Consider the following 12492-nt stretch of genomic DNA (forward strand, 5'->3'; position numbering starts at 1 on the left):
TTTGTTTCATGCTTCGTAGGATGCGAGGCATGGGCGTTCCGCCGCGAGGACAAGGGGTTCCCAGGGCCGCTTCGGCCCGTTCGATACACGGTAAGTAGACCTATGACTTCTGAGCGCCGCCCGTCGCCGGGCCCGAACCGTTCGGACCTTTCGGCTTCACATCGGGGCGCTGCAGCTTTTTCTGTGCACGATCCAGGTCTTCGATGTTCATGCCCTGGCTCGCTTCGCGATTCTCCCGTTTGATCGCTTCGTACACTTCCTTGCGGTGCACCGGCACCGACGACGGGGCGGTAATGCCCAATCGCACCTTGTCCCCGCGAATGTCGACGACGGTGATCTCGATGTCGTCGCCAATCATGATCGTTTCGTCGCGCTGACGAGATAGAACCAGCATGGCTCGGCTCCTTCCGTGGGCCTGCAAGCGGACGCCGCTCCGCGGCGCCGTGGGTGTTCGAGATGTGGGTTGCGAGTCTCAACGATGAACCCTTTGGATCAACCGAATCTCTTGAGGGACCTGACGCTCACACTTACGCCGATGCCGCCGATACCGATTCCCCAAGCTCCACCAGCACCACGCGCGTGTGGAACCGCCGATCCGAAAGCACCAACTGCTCGCCCACGCGCCGCGTCGCATGCACCACCAAGGGGCCCTGCAAGTTGCCCGTGAGCTGGTTGCCGCGCTTGTTGACGATGACGAACACCTGCGCGTCGCCGACCTGCTCGATTCCCAGCTCCGCCATCTGCTCCGCCTTGAGCGGCACGTCGTAGTCGCTCACGAACAGACTCGGGTCCGTGACCACGAACGCCAGCTCCGGCGCTTCGATCGACTGAAGCCAGAAGAAGTAGCTCTCCTCATTGGGCTGAATCAGCACATACTGCTTGTAGCTGGAGAATCCCAGCAGGCCCTTGGGGAAGCTGATGACGCGATCGTCGTCGATCTCCACCGGTCCGAATCGAGAGGTCTGTACGAGCATGGGTGTGTCCTTCATGAATGCGGCCATCCATCCTGGATGAGACTCGACCACCGTGATCGAATCCGCGACATCCTGTCACCGGTTCCGGCCGAGGAACCGGCGCATTCCAGCAGTGAAACGCTCACTGCAAAAAGTCCAACAGGCTCAACTGCAGAATCCGCGCCCCTGCCGACAGGTTCGCCTGAAGCTGCTGCTGCAACTGCGTCAGCCGCGTGATCGCCGACGCATAGTCCGTGTCCTGAATGTTCGAGAGCAGCGACTGCGTGCTCACCTGCCGATCCGTCACGCGCGAAGTCTCGGCACTGATCTGATTCGAACGCACGCCCGTCTTGGCGCGCTCCGTCGTGAGCTTTTCGATGTCCCCCGAAATGGCCTGACCGGCGAGCGTGAGCCCCGCCGTGTCGTCGTTGAGCAACGCATCACGCAGGGCGACGAGGTGCGTGAACACGCTCTCGCTGCGCACCTTCGCATGGTCATCGCCCGTCAATGTCGACGCCGTGCCGACGTTCTTGCGGATCCCCAGGTCCTCGGCCGCGAAGCTGTCATTGACCGCCACGACCTTAAAGTCGCTCGCGCCGCCGATGTTGTCCGTCAGCGCGATGCCGTTGCCGTCCGCCGCCAGCGAGGCCGTCACCGATCCCCCGCCCGCCGTGTTGATCGCCGCGATGACATCGCCGACGGTCGTCGCGCCGTCGAGGTTGACGAGAATGCTCGTCGAGCCGTCCGCCAGGTCGATGCGGAAATCGTCGAGCCCCGCCGCCGTTCGCACGCCCTGCCCGTTGCGGAAATCCGAAAGCTGCGTCGAACCATTGAGACTGCGGATGCCCAAACCCGTCGCCGTCGTCCCGCCCGCGTTCTCGCCGATCGACAGGTCGATGCCGCTCACTTCGTTGACGAGGTTCAGTCCCGTGCCCGCCTCGTTGATCTCCAGCCGCACGCCGACGCCCGCCGTGTTGAACGCATTGATCAGGTCCTGCACGGTCGACGCCGTCGAAGTGTCGATGATCTTCGTCGTCGCGCCGTTGGTGATCTTCACGCCGCCGGCCAGATTCACCGCCGCGCCAAGCTGACCCAAATCCGTCAGCAGCGTCAGCTTCGGGTCCACATCGCCGCCGGCGGTCGAGCCCGCCGTCGCCGTGATGCCGACGCCCAGGTCCGCCGCCGTCGCCGCGGCGCCGCTGTCGGAGATCGTGATGGTGTTGCCCGCACCGGCGGTCAGCGTGAATCCGTTGGCGGTCACCGCCAGCGACCCCGCCGCGCCCAGCGCGTTGTTGACGAGGTTCGCCACATCGCCCAGCGTGTCCGCCGCCGACAGGTCCACATTCGTCTGCGTGCCGTTGACGTCGATCGTGATCGTGCCCAGCGTGACGCCCTTGCCGCGCGCGCCGTTGACATTCGCCAGCCGCGTCGTCGCCGTCGCATCCGGGTTCAGGTCCACCGACCCTTCGACGCGGTTTGACAAGGCCCCGAACGCATCGACGCCGTTGGAGTTGATGTCGATCGCCAGCGAGCCGGTCAGGTCATCGTTCAAGTTCTGCCGCGCCCCGACGTAGCGGTACCCGCCCAGTTCCGACACGAACGGCGTCGCGCTCGACGACTTGCCGCCGAAGAGCGACACGCCCTGATGCTCGCGGTTGGCGAGGTTGAACATTGAATCGAGGATGCCGTCGATGATCGACGCCTGCGCCTTGCGCGTCGCGGTGTCGGACCCGACGCCGATCTGGCTCGTCGCCAGCGAGGCCGCCTGCTGAAGCTGATCCGTCGCCTCGCCCAGCGCCTGATCGGTCACATCGACGATGTTGCCCGCGCGTCCGAGATTGCTCAAACGCTGGTTGAAATCCTGCAAATACTTCCGCAGCGTGGTGATCGAGCCGATCGCGCCGGGATCGTCCGACGGATTGTTGACGCGCTTGCCTGTCGACAGGGCGTTGCTCGTCTGAAGCAGCTCCACGTTCGTGCGGCGGAGATTGGACAGCATCAGGTTCGCACCCATCGAGGTGCTGACGCGTCCGAGATTGGAAGGCAGTGTCGACATGGTTTCTTACACAAGCTCCAGCAGGGTCTGCATCATCTGGTCCACCACCGAAATGAACCGGGCCGAGCCCTGAAAGGCCCGCTGAAACTGGAGCAGATTGATCGATTCCTCATCCACGTTCACGCCCGTCACCGACTGAAGCTGATTGGTCAGACTTTCATTGATCAGCGTGGTCGAGTCCACATCGTCGCCCGCCTTGGCGGTGCGGATGGCGTAGTCCTCGACGTGCTGACGCCACAGATCGCGCAGCGACTGCCCGTTTTCCGAGGCGATCGGCTGGTCGCCGAGCTTGGCGATCGCCAGCGCGGTCCCGTTGTCGCCCGCCACGTTGTTCTGCCCGACCGCCAGCAGGTTCGGCTGATTCTTCAGGGCGGCGTTGACGTTGATGTCCGCCGCGCTCGTGCCGGTGAAGAACGTGTTGATCCCCATGGCCGCCAGCAGCCCCGAGCTGTCGTCGGAGAAGCTGAATTCAAAATCGCTGGTGCTCGAATTGATCGACAGCGAGCCGTTGGGATTGACCGTCGCGGTGATGTTGCCGACGGCATTGAGCGCCGTCGCGATGTCGTTGAGACTCGTGTCCGTCCCGATGCCGTCCAGGTCCACCGGAATCTGCACGGTCGTCGTCGCGCCCGTGTTCTTCTGCGTCACGTGAATCTGAAACGATCCGTTGACCGGGGAGAAGGGCAGATCGGCGGCGGCCGAGTTCAGCGCGGCCGTGGGGTCCAGCACGTAATTGCTGCTCGTGACCGAGGTCAGCTTCGTCGAACCCTGCCCCGACGCATGCAGCTTGTTGAGCTCGAAGATGAGGTTCTGGGCGAAATTGTCGACGACGTCGACGGCGTTGAGCACATCGTCCTGGCGCGACTTGATGAGCTGGCCCAGCGAACCGCCGCCGGGGTTGAGCGGCGTGCCGTCGGCGGTGACGCGAAGCTGAATCGTGAGCTGATCGTCATCGGACTTCACATCCAGCGACAGCCCGCGATTGACATTGCCCAGCACGACCGGCGTCGAGTTCACGAAGACGTTCAGCGCCCCGTTGGGCTGCTCGATCGTCGTCACGTCCAGGTACTGGCTCAAATCCGAAAGAACCTGATCGCGCTGATCGCGCAATGCGTTGTCCGTGCCCAATCCCTTTTCCGACAGCGCGATCTTCTGGTTCAGGTCGGCGATCTTGTCGAGCAGGCCGTTGGCGACCTTGACGTTGGAGTTGAGCGAATGATCGATCTGGTCGCGCAGATTCGTCAGTTCCGAGCGGACATCCTGAAGGTACGAAGCGATGCTCCCGCCGTTGGAGATGACCAGCGATTTGATGCCCGAATCCGACGGGCTCGACGCCAGTTCCGACCAGCTATTGAGGAAGTCGCCCAGCCGGGTGGACAGGCCCTGATCGGTCAGTTCGCCTTCGATGGACTCGATCTGCGAGAGGAGGTCCTGCTGGGTCTGCGCGGCCTGCTGATCGCTGACAGCGGCGCGGAGGCGGTTCTTGAGCGCCTCGTCGGTCTGACGGATGATCGACTGAAGGCGGGCGCCGGTGCCGATGAACGAACCGGGCGCGACTTCCTGGCTGGGTCCGGCGGCGACGACGGCGGACTGACGGCTGTAGCCGGCGGTGGCGGCGTTGGCGAGGTTGTTGCCCGTCACCTCCAGCGCCGCCTGGCTGACCGCCAGTCCCGTGCGTCCGACATGTAATGCGCCAGTGAGACTCATATCGATTCCGTCACGCCGTCAGAGAGAAGCTGCTGACCACCGTTGCATGGGCGCCGCTCATGCCGCGCCGTCCGTACGTTCCGCTGCCTCCCACGGCCGCGGTCACCATCTGCATCACACCCGTCACGTGCCGGAGCAATCCCTCCGTCGCACGCCGGGCGATGTCGTTTTCGCGTCGAATCTGTTCGATGAGCGCCCGCAGTTTCCGGTGCATCACCAGCAGCCGGCCGCGCCGCGGTTCGCCCGCATGCTCCGCCACTTCCGAGAGCGTCATCGGCTTCGTCGACTGCGGCGCGAGCTTCTGCGTGAGCAGGCCCAATACCTGCTGGCGGCGCTTCTCAAGCTCGGCGATCTTCTGCACGCGCTCGTTCTCGTGCGCGCAACAGTCGGTGACGAGCTGCGGCTTGGCCAGACGCATCGCCTCCTGCTTGCGCTTGACGAGCAGCAGAAGCTGCTCGTGCTCGGCGAACAGGAGCGTCATCGCGTGCTCGAACTGATCGAACCACTTATCCATGACGATCGACCCCCTTGCCCGCCGCGCCGGCCGCCGCCGCGATCTTCCCGCCGAACTGGCGATAGACCGCTTCGACGAGGTTCGTGCTCACGCTGCCGGCCACCTGCTGGGCGCGAATCTGATCGAGCTGGGCGCCGAACGCGTCTTCGCCCTGCCCGCCGTGGAACAGGTCGCTCTTGAACGGATCGTTGCGCGCCATCTTGAGCATGGGCAGCACCAGCGCCATGGACACCATTTCCGTCGCCGCGTCGCGCACCTGCTGATCGCGCGAGGCGTGCGCATTGAGCATCTCGCCGAAGCGGCCGGCCGCGTCGTTCTGCGCGGCGGCCTGCAACTGGGCGGTGTTCAAATTGTCGATGGGTCGAATCTGCATGGGGCTCACTGTTCGAGGATCAACTGGGCGTGCAGCTTCCCGCTGCGGTGAATTTCCTTGAGGATCGCGATGCGGTCTTCGGCGGGGACCTTGAGCTGGTTGAACGCGGCGAGCAGGTCGGCGAGCCGCGCCCCGCCCTGATTGGACGGGTCGATGCCAATAAACGATTTCTGATCCACCACCGGCGCGTCGGACGTCGGCACCGGCGCGGGCGTGATCGTCGTGATCGTCAGACCCTTGTGCGAAATCACCACCGGCGAAATCTGCACGTTGTCCGTCATGACGATCGTGCCGGTGCGCTCGTTGATCACGACACGCGCTTCGGTCCGCACCAGCTTCGGATCCACGTGAATCTCCAGCACGCGGGCGATGAACGCGCTGGGGTTCGTCCGCTCGTTGGCGGGAATCTGAATGACGATGTTCTTCTGATCCTGGGCGAAGGCGATCTGCGGCTGATCGGGGGCGATCTCGTCGTTGACGAGCGTCGTGATGGTGTTGGCCATCGGCCAGGTGGCGTTGACGGGGTCGATGACGAGCGTCATGCGTCCGAAATTGTCCATGAACTGCGCGAACACGTCGCGCGTCAGCGTGGCGCCGCCGGTCACGACGCCGACACGATCGCTGTCGGGGTTCTCGACGACGATCGGGCCGGAGGCGAAGGCGAACACCGGCGAGCCGGGCACCGGACCCAAGAGCGGCGTCATGACAAGCTGTCCGCCCTTGAGACTCGACGCCATCGGCGCGGAAATCTGCACATCGATCCGGTCGCCTTCGCGCACGCCGCTCGACGGCAGCACGGCCGTGACATACACCACGGCGACGTTCTTGGCGTCCTTGAGTTCGGCGGCGGTGACGACCGGGTCGCCGAGACGGTTCATCATGGCGGCGAGCCGGCGCATCGTCGTCGCCGACTTGCCCCCGTCGCCCGTGCCATTCAATCCGACGACCAGCCCCATGCCGAGGATCCGGCTCGACTCCGCGCCCTTGATACGCACCAGGTCCTGAAGCTGGACCGCGTGCACGGCCGTGCCGGCGGTCAGCGTGAGGATCAGGGTCAGGATGAAGAATCTGTTACGCATCGTGCCTCAGAAGTTAAAGATCGCGTCGAGAATCTTGGTGAGGATGCCCTTACTGTTGGCCTTGCGGAGTTCGCCCTCATGCGTCTTTTTCACGCGCAGGTCGAACATCTGCGTGCTGAGCACGGAGTTGTCGGCGGTGACGTCTTCGGGCCGGGCGTAACCGGTCACGGTGATGGTCAGCTTCTCCGAGTCGTTCTGAATGTACGTGCGGGCTTCGAGGGTCAGATTGCCGTTGGGCTTGATGTCGACGATGCGGGCGGTGAGCCGGGTGGTGAGCGAGTCCTTGCGTTCGTAGTCGCCGGAGCCCTCGAACTTGTTGTCGGTGGTGAGATCGACGCCGGGGAATTCGCCGTTGGGCCCGCCGCCGTCGCCGGCGCTGATCTTGCCCTTGAGCAGGTCGGTGAGTCGGACGGTCGGGAAGGCATTGACCTTGGCCTGATTCTTGAGCTTCTTTTCAGTGTTGAGGGTCGATTCGAGCGTGGCGGTGGACTGTTCGCGGATGACGATCGTGACGAAGTCCTGGACGCTGAAGCGGCGGGGCTCGGGGACGAGCACGGCGGTGTATGAGGCGGCCTCCATCTGCGGATTGCGGATTAGGCCCTGCTGTCCGCGCTGCATCGAAAGCTGCGGCGGATGCACCTCGGTCGTGACATACAGACTCGACGACTGCGCCATCGCCGCGGCGGTCATGCTCACGAGCAGCACGCCGATGCGCATCAGATGTCCGACTTCATCGTGCATGATCACTCCTGCTTTTTGCCCACGTCATCGGGATTGCCGGTGACGGTGACGACTTCCTGATTGCCGCTGACGCGCGCCTGGTATTCGTCGCGCGTGCGTTCGATTTTGACGGTGATGAGCTGGTTCATCTGCCCGTCGTCCATCGCCCGGCCGACGGTCTTGACGACCAGCGCCCCGGCCAGACAGCGGACGGTGACAAGTTGTCCGCGCTTCACGAGCACGGGTTCCTGCACGTCGGCGGGGTAGAGCGGTTCGCCGATGTTGACGACGCCGACGGACTGAAGCCCGATGATCTTGCCCGCATCGGCGAGCGGTTCCTTGACGAGCGAATCGAGCCAGAGCGTTTTGGTTTCCACATCGTCGTCGACGATGGTCTGCCCGCGGGCGAGGGTGCGTTTTGCGATGACGACCGGGCGCTGCACTTTGACCATCGCGCGCACCCGATCGTTGCCGACCACCTGTTCGCGTTCGTAGCGGCGGAGACTGAGCGTGAGGCGGCCGACGACGTTGCGGCCGATGGGCTCGATCTCGAAGCGGTACTTGGCGAGCGACTGATTGAGCACCGCATCCTGTGCATCGTCGAAGCTGATCTGGATTTTCGCCGGGTCGGAGCCGACCTGGTCGGTGATCCACTGCGTCAGGTACGCGCGAAGCGAAGGCCCCGCGGGGAGGGCGGCGGCGTCGGGGGCGTTTTCGATTTTGACGACCGGCGGGAGCGCGTTCGCCGTCGGCGGCGGCGCCTCGTCCGCCGGAACCGTGGCGACAATCGATCGTTCGACGCGGGTCGCCATCGGGCCCCGCAGCATCACCTTGCCCCAGTTGACGTCTTTTTCCTGAAGGGCCCGGCGAATGTCGGCGAGTTTGAGCGTGATCGTCTTCTGCGAAGCGGCGATGGAGCCAACGGGAAGTTCGGCGAATGATTTTGCGATGTCGCCATCGAGTTGGGCGACGTCGGCGAGGGTGATCTGAGCCGCGTCGGGCTTGATCTCGACAAGCGGGCGCACGCTGATCACATCCGCCGCGGCGCCGGCGGCGACCGCGAGGGTGATGATCAGAATGGCGACGATGCGCTGCGCCATGGTTTACGCCCGCCTCAGGTTGGAGACGACCTGCAGGGCCTGGTCGGCGGCCTGGATCGTCTGACTGTTCATCTCAAACGCCCGCTGCGATTTGATCAGCTCGACGAGTTCCTTGACGGGATCGACGTTGGAACCTTCGAGGAAGCCCTGCACGACTTTGCCCGCGCCGTCCTGGCCGGGGTTCGCCTGACCGGAGGCGCCGGCGGCGTCGGTGCGAACATAGATGTTCCCGCCGATCGGACGCAGACCTTTGGGATTGATGAAAACGCTGAGCTGAATCTGCCCCACGTTCTGCGGCTCGGTTGTGCCGGGAATCGTGGCGAAGACCTGACCGTCGGAGCTGATGTCGACTTTCGTCGCTTCGACGGGGATCGTCACCGGCGGCTCGATGCGCGGACCATCGGAATTGCCCAGCACCAGTTCGCCATCGGAGTTGACGAAGAAGTTGCCCGCCCGGGTGTAGCCGATGCCGTCGCCTTCGTTCTGAAGGATGTCCACGGCGAAGAAGCCCCCGCCGTCGATCATCAGGTCGGTTTCGTTGCCGGTCTTGATGGCCGAGCCCTGCTCGAAGCTGGTGTCGGTGTTGGAAATGCGGACGCCCAGACCGATGTGGATACCGGCGGGGCGTTTGTCGCCATTGGCGTTTTCGGTGCCGGGCTGGGCCTTGTCCTGATAGAGCAGGTCTTCGAAGTTGACGCGCTGCGATTTGAACGCGGCGGTGTTGACGTTCGCCAGGTTGTTGGAGATCACGTCAATCTGCGTGGACAGGGCGCTGAGGCCGGTCGCTGCGGAATGTAGTGCCAGAATCGCCATGCGTTACGAATCCTTCAGTTCTTTGGCGGCGGGCCTCCATGCCCGCCGCGACGATCAGTCAACGTCAGGCCACCCGCCCGAGCACATTGACCGCTTTGTCCATGACCATGTCGTGGTAATGGATCAGGTTCGCGTTGGTCGTCACCGCGCTGGACGCCGAGATCATCTCGAGCATCTGCGTCACGGGATCGACGTTCGATCCTTCGAGCTGGCCCTGCATGATGCGGGCGTCGGAAGGCGTCGCGTTCTTGAGCGCTGAATCGGAGACTTCCAGAAGGTCGCCGCCGAGGTGTTTGAGCGAAGCGGGATCGGCCACATCGACGAGTCGAATCCGGCCCACGACGGTCTTGCCCTGACGGATATCGCCGTTGGGCTCGATGTTGACGCGCTTGGCGGGATCGAGCGTGATGGGCTGGCCGGTCGTGTCGAGCACATCGTGTCCGCCGGCGGTGGTGACGAGTCGCCCGTCGGCGCCGAAGGTCAGTCGCCCGTCGCGCGAGAGGCGGGTGTGCACGCCGGAGGCGTCCTTGACCTGCACGGTGAAAAAGCCCGTGCCGCCGATGGCCAGATCGAGGTCGTTTCCGGTGCGGATGAGCGGGCCTTCGGTGGTGTCGAGCTTGGTGGGCGCGACGAAGAGCCCGCCGCCGAGGCGGTCGAGCAATGCGTTGGCTTCATCGGCGCCGGGGTTTTCCTTGGACGCGGGCAGGCGCTGCATGAACGTGGTCAGGTCGCGCTTAAAGCCCATCGTCTGCACGTTCGCCAGGTTGTTGGCGGCCACATCCTGGCGGTGCATGTTGGTGAGCATCCCGGCGGCGGAGAGATAGAGCCCGTAGTTCACGATGTCACCTCCCCGTCGAGAAGCGTGTCATCGCTCACCGCATGCCGGCGGTCGGTTCCACCGACCGCGCCGTGCATGCTGTTCAGGGACCGGGTGAGCTGGCGCATGTGCTCGTCGGCGGCGTCCTGCGCCATCTCGACGAGCAGCGAGCCGAGGCTCCGCCCACCGCTGTCCCGCATGATCTTTTTCCAGTTGCGTCCGTTCACGGGTGCCTCCATGCACGCTCGGCCCGGCGGGCATACGCTGCCGCACCGTGGCGAAACGCACATGGCAAGAGCCGTGCCGAAACGGAGAGCGCCCGGCGTGCCAAACCGCATGACACGCAAAAACATCTGCAAAACAAGGCATTTTTGAATAACTCACACACTCCGGCCCGTTCCGCCGCCTTCGCGCAACACCTGCCGACGCCGCGCAACTTTCGCCGCCGATCGGCAGAAGCTGCGCGTCCGGCGACCCTGCTACAATGAACGCCTGCGATTCAGGAGTGACCTGTGAGCTTCGCCCCGATCGGTGAAATTCTCGATGAGCTGCGTGCCGGCCGGATGATCGTGCTGGTCGATGACGAGCAGCGCGAAAACGAAGGCGACCTCGTCGCCGCCGCCGATCGCATCACCGCCGAAACCGTCAACTTCATGACCAAGTACGCCCGCGGCGTCCTGTGCGTCGCCCTCGAAGCCGCGGCCTGCGATCGACTGGACCTCACGCCCCAAAGCCCCGTCAACACCGCCCAGCTTGGAACCGCGTTCACCGTCACCGTCGACGCCGCCCCGCGCTTCGGCGTGACCACCGGCGTCAGTGCCGCCGACCGCGCCACGACGATCCGCCTCCTCGCCGATCCCGCTACGCACCCCGCCGATCTCTCCCGCCCCGGGCACATCAATCCGTTGCGCGCCCGCGAAGGCGGCGTCCTCGTCCGCACCGGGCAGACCGAGGGCTCCGTCGATCTGTGCCGCCTCGCCGGCCTGCCGCCCGCGGGGGCGATCATCGAAATCATGAACGACGACGGGTCCATGGCCCGACTGCCCGAGCTCAAAGTCCTCTGTGAGCGCCATCATCTGAAGATGTGCACCGTCGCCGACATCGTCGCGTACCGACTCGGACGCGAAAAGCTCGTCGAACGCATCGCCGAGGTACCCATCGACACGGAATGCGGTCCGTTCCGATTGATTGCGTATCGAAGCATGGTCGATGCCCTGCCGCATGTCGCGCTGGTCACCGGGCGCGTCGGGCAGCAGGAGATCACCGACCCGGTGCTCGTGCGGGTCCATGCACAGAACATTCTGACGGACGTATTCGGCACGAAGCTGACGCCGACCGGCGGCTCGCTCCGCGAGGCGATGCGTCTCGTTCAGACCGCCGGCGAAGGGGCCGTCGTCTACATGCGTCAGGACGCCATGGGCTCGGGCCTGCTCCGCCGGCTCCAGTCGCTCGACGAATCTCAGGCCCCGGCCGTCCAGCGTGAAATGTCCGCCGAAACCGCCACGAACATCGGCATCGGCTCCCAAATCCTCCGCGACCTGGGCATCCGCAAACTCAAGCTGCTGGCCAACAATCCGCACCACTACCACGGCTTAGAGGGCTTCGGCCTGAGCATCGACGAGTTCGTCAAAATCGGGTGACATGCCGGCGAGGCCTTACGCGGACTCGGTCAGATTCATGAGGCGCGCCACGTCAGTCATCAGGCCGTTGGCGGTCGTGTCGTTGAGGCCGCCGGCCAATTCGTAGCTCTTGCCGCCTTCTTCTGCATTGACTGAGAAAGCCATCTTCGAGGCACGGATGCGGTCGTTCATCCGGTCGACCGCCTGGATGTTCGCCTTCGAGTTGGAGGTGATGGCGATTTCGTAATCGGTGTCGATGGCGTTCTTGATGATCAGGCGATGCAGGTCATCACTCTTGAAGGTTCGGCCGTTGGACTCGATGGCGTCGGGCGAGACACGGAACTGCATGGCGTGGCGATGCATCGCGGGGCGGGCGTCCCGGAGCGTCATCCAAAGCCCCAGCGCCGCCACCAGGAACCCGACGAACTGCACCCAGACCCACGGGAAAACCATGAGAACGAGTCCGCCGCCGACGATGGGGAAAATCGCGGCCCCGTTAATCGAGCCCCGGCCGGGCGTGACCTCGAAGCGCGTCCACTGGCCGTCGTTGGTTTTCGTGTAGCTGCTCTGGGCCGGCAGCTTCTTACGCTGCGTGATGAAGTACGCGAGCTCGGCAATCAGCACCAGCAATAGAAAAACGAATAAACCGATTGAACCCATCAGCGACCGCCCTTCATGTGTGTTGAGAAAAAAAGATGGCACGAAACCGGTAGCACGATTGAAAAGACACAACGCGGATCG

At 64.1% G+C, this 12492-nt stretch carries 14 protein-coding genes; 1 reads left to right on the plus strand and 13 read right to left on the minus strand.

Annotated features, from left to right (window positions below; genetic code table 11):
* Positions 1–100 precede the first annotated feature (100 nt).
* From csrA to GC162_02960, 12 genes are all read right to left on the minus strand, one after another.
* Positions 101–394 (minus strand): carbon storage regulator CsrA, encoded by a 294-nt coding sequence (gene csrA, locus GC162_02905; protein ID MBI1367584.1) that lies wholly within the window; start codon positions 392–394, stop codon positions 101–103.
* A 133-nt stretch (positions 395–527) separates the two neighbouring features.
* Positions 528–1001, minus strand: coding sequence for a flagellar assembly protein FliW (locus tag GC162_02910; GenBank protein ID MBI1367585.1), 474 nt, complete (start codon positions 999–1001; stop codon positions 528–530).
* Positions 1002–1095: 94 nt separating this feature from the next.
* Positions 1096–3009 carry a hypothetical protein gene (locus GC162_02915; protein MBI1367586.1) on the minus strand — a complete coding sequence of 638 codons (1914 nt, stop codon included), beginning with the start codon at positions 3007–3009 and terminating at the stop codon, positions 1096–1098.
* Between the two features lie 6 nt (positions 3010–3015).
* Entirely contained in the window at positions 3016–4716 is a 1701-nt protein-coding gene (gene flgK, locus GC162_02920) for a flagellar hook-associated protein FlgK (protein ID MBI1367587.1), read from the minus strand.
* A 10-nt stretch (positions 4717–4726) separates the two neighbouring features.
* Complete coding sequence (locus GC162_02925) at positions 4727–5230, minus strand: hypothetical protein (protein MBI1367588.1); 504 nt, start codon at positions 5228–5230, stop codon at positions 4727–4729.
* Complete coding sequence (locus GC162_02930) at positions 5223–5603, minus strand: hypothetical protein (protein MBI1367589.1); 381 nt, start codon at positions 5601–5603, stop codon at positions 5223–5225. Before GC162_02930 ends, GC162_02925 begins: the two co-directional genes overlap by 8 nt.
* Positions 5604–5608: 5 nt before the next feature.
* Entirely contained in the window at positions 5609–6682 is a 1074-nt protein-coding gene (locus GC162_02935) for a hypothetical protein (GenBank protein MBI1367590.1), read from the minus strand.
* 6 nt (positions 6683–6688) lie between these two features.
* A complete protein-coding gene (locus GC162_02940) occupies positions 6689–7423 on the minus strand; it encodes a hypothetical protein (GenBank protein ID MBI1367591.1) in 735 nt (244 codons plus the stop codon).
* 2 nt (positions 7424–7425) lie between these two features.
* Complete coding sequence (gene flgA / locus GC162_02945; protein MBI1367592.1) at positions 7426–8502, minus strand: flagellar basal body P-ring formation protein FlgA; 1077 nt, start codon at positions 8500–8502, stop codon at positions 7426–7428.
* Positions 8503–8505: 3 nt separating this feature from the next.
* On the minus strand, positions 8506–9315 hold the full coding sequence (flgG, locus tag GC162_02950) for a flagellar basal-body rod protein FlgG (protein ID MBI1367593.1): 810 nt from the start codon (positions 9313–9315) through the stop codon (positions 8506–8508).
* Positions 9316–9379: 64 nt separating this feature from the next.
* Positions 9380–10153, minus strand: coding sequence for a flagellar hook-basal body complex protein (locus tag GC162_02955; protein ID MBI1367594.1), 774 nt, complete (start codon positions 10151–10153; stop codon positions 9380–9382).
* A complete protein-coding gene (locus GC162_02960) occupies positions 10150–10359 on the minus strand; it encodes a hypothetical protein (protein ID MBI1367595.1) in 210 nt (69 codons plus the stop codon). The genes GC162_02955 and GC162_02960 overlap by 4 nt, the downstream gene beginning before the upstream one ends.
* 285 nt (positions 10360–10644) lie before the next feature.
* Here GC162_02960 and ribB point away from each other — a divergent pair, with 285 nt between their 5' ends.
* Positions 10645–11772, plus strand: a complete 1128-nt coding sequence (gene ribB / locus GC162_02965) for a 3,4-dihydroxy-2-butanone-4-phosphate synthase (protein MBI1367596.1) — start codon at positions 10645–10647, stop codon at positions 11770–11772.
* 15 nt (positions 11773–11787) lie between these two features.
* On the opposite strand, the gene GC162_02970 is transcribed toward ribB, so the two are convergent.
* On the minus strand, positions 11788–12411 hold the full coding sequence (locus GC162_02970) for a hypothetical protein (protein MBI1367597.1): 624 nt from the start codon (positions 12409–12411) through the stop codon (positions 11788–11790).
* Positions 12412–12492 lie beyond the last annotated feature (81 nt).

Source organism: Planctomycetota bacterium, from assembly GCA_016125255.1.
Taxonomy (GTDB): Bacteria; Planctomycetota; Phycisphaerae; order Phycisphaerales; family Zrk34; genus RI-421.

Excerpts from the sequence above, each read along its gene's own strand:
- csrA (MBI1367584.1), bottom strand. The coding sequence starts at position 394 with ATGCTGGTTCTATCTCGTCAGCGCGACGAAACGATCATGATTGGCGAC.
- GC162_02910 (MBI1367585.1), bottom strand. The coding sequence starts at position 1,001 with ATGGCCGCATTCATGAAGGACACACCCATGCTCGTACAGACCTCTCGA.
- GC162_02915 (MBI1367586.1), bottom strand. The coding sequence starts at position 3,009 with ATGTCGACACTGCCTTCCAATCTCGGACGCGTCAGCACCTCGATGGGT.
- flgK (MBI1367587.1), bottom strand. The coding sequence starts at position 4,716 with ATGAGTCTCACTGGCGCATTACATGTCGGACGCACGGGACTGGCGGTC.
- GC162_02925 (MBI1367588.1), bottom strand. The coding sequence starts at position 5,230 with ATGGATAAGTGGTTCGATCAGTTCGAGCACGCGATGACGCTCCTGTTC.
- GC162_02930 (MBI1367589.1), bottom strand. The coding sequence starts at position 5,603 with ATGCAGATTCGACCCATCGACAATTTGAACACCGCCCAGTTGCAGGCC.
- GC162_02935 (MBI1367590.1), bottom strand. The coding sequence starts at position 6,682 with ATGCGTAACAGATTCTTCATCCTGACCCTGATCCTCACGCTGACCGCC.
- GC162_02940 (MBI1367591.1), bottom strand. The coding sequence starts at position 7,423 with ATGCACGATGAAGTCGGACATCTGATGCGCATCGGCGTGCTGCTCGTG.
- flgA (MBI1367592.1), bottom strand. The coding sequence starts at position 8,502 with ATGGCGCAGCGCATCGTCGCCATTCTGATCATCACCCTCGCGGTCGCC.
- flgG (MBI1367593.1), bottom strand. The coding sequence starts at position 9,315 with ATGGCGATTCTGGCACTACATTCCGCAGCGACCGGCCTCAGCGCCCTG.
- GC162_02970 (MBI1367597.1), bottom strand. The coding sequence starts at position 12,411 with ATGGGTTCAATCGGTTTATTCGTTTTTCTATTGCTGGTGCTGATTGCC.